Source organism: Pseudomonas paraglycinae, from assembly GCF_021601625.1.
Taxonomy (GTDB): domain Bacteria; phylum Pseudomonadota; class Gammaproteobacteria; order Pseudomonadales; family Pseudomonadaceae; genus Aquipseudomonas; species Aquipseudomonas paraglycinae.
Window position 1 is genome coordinate 1 of record NZ_BQHR01000037.1, and the last position, 1,588, is coordinate 1,588.

Annotated in this window: 1 rRNA gene; it reads right to left on the reverse strand. The window is 50.2% G+C overall.

The window, feature by feature from the left end:
- Nucleotides 1-1,471: ribosomal RNA gene (locus tag L6D82_RS28425) — 23S ribosomal RNA — on the reverse strand; the annotation flags it as partial.
- Nucleotides 1,472-1,588: the final 117 nt, after the last annotated feature.

Genomic DNA, 1,588 nt, shown 5'->3' on the forward strand with positions numbered 1-1,588 from the left:
TCAGCCTACCACCTTAAACTTGGACAACCAACGCCAAGCTGGCCTAGCCTTCTCCGTCCCTCCATCGCAATAACCAGAAGTACAGGAATATTAACCTGTTTTCCATCGACTACGCTTTTCAGCCTCGCCTTAGGGACCGACTAACCCTGCGTCGATTAACGTTGCGCAGGAAACCTTGGTCTTTCGGCGTGGGTGTTTTTCACACCCATTGTCGTTACTCATGTCAGCATTCGCACTTCTGATACCTCCAGCAAGCTTCTCAACTCACCTTCACAGGCTTACAGAACGCTCCTCTACCGCATCACTTACGTGATACCCGTAGCTTCGGTGTATGGTTTGAGCCCCGTTACATCTTCCGCGCAGGCCGACTCGACTAGTGAGCTATTACGCTTTCTTTAAAGGGTGGCTGCTTCTAAGCCAACCTCCTAGCTGTCTAAGCCTTCCCACATCGTTTCCCACTTAACCATAACTTTGGGACCTTAGCTGACGGTCTGGGTTGTTTCCCTTTTCACGACGGACGTTAGCACCCGCCGTGTGTCTCCCATGCTCGGCACTTGTAGGTATTCGGAGTTTGCATCGGTTTGGTAAGTCGGGATGACCCCCTAGCCGAAACAGTGCTCTACCCCCTACAGTGATACATGAGGCGCTACCTAAATAGCTTTCGAGGAGAACCAGCTATCTCCGAGCTTGATTAGCCTTTCACTCCGATCCACAGGTCATCCGCTAACTTTTCAACGGTAGTCGGTTCGGTCCTCCAGTCAGTGTTACCTAACCTTCAACCTGCCCATGGATAGATCGCCCGGTTTCGGGTCTATTCCCAGCGACTAGACGCCCTATTAAGACTCGCTTTCGCTACGCCTCCCCTATTCGGTTAAGCTCGCCACTGAAAATAAGTCGCTGACCCATTATACAAAAGGTACGCAGTCACAGAACAAAGTCTGCTCCCACTGCTTGTACGCATACGGTTTCAGGATCTATTTCACTCCCCTCTCCGGGGTTCTTTTCGCCTTTCCCTCACGGTACTAGTTCACTATCGGTCAGTCAGTAGTATTTAGCCTTGGAGGATGGTCCCCCCATATTCAGACAAAGTTTCTCGTGCTCCGTCCTACTCGATTTCATGACTAAGAGACTTTCGCGTACAGGGCTATCACCCACTATGGCCGCACTTTCCAGAGCGTTCCGCTAATCTCAAAGCCACTTAAGGGCTAGTCCCCGTTCGCTCGCCACTACTAAGGGAATCTCGGTTGATTTCTTTTCCTCAGGGTACTTAGATGTTTCAGTTCCCCTGGTTCGCCTCTTGCACCTATGTATTCAGTACAAGATAACCATCTTATGATGGCTGGGTTCCCCCATTCAGACATCTCCGGATCAAAGTCTGTTTGCCGACTCCCCGAAGCTTTTCGCAGGCTACCACGTCTTTCATCGCCTCTGACTGCCAAGGCATCCACCGTATGCGCTTCTTCACTTGACCATATAACCCCAAGCAATCTGGTTATACTGTGAAGACGACATTCGCCGAAAATTCGAATTTCTCAACTAAGAGAACTCACAAATTTTACCTTAGCCTGATCACCACCAGTGAAAGTGG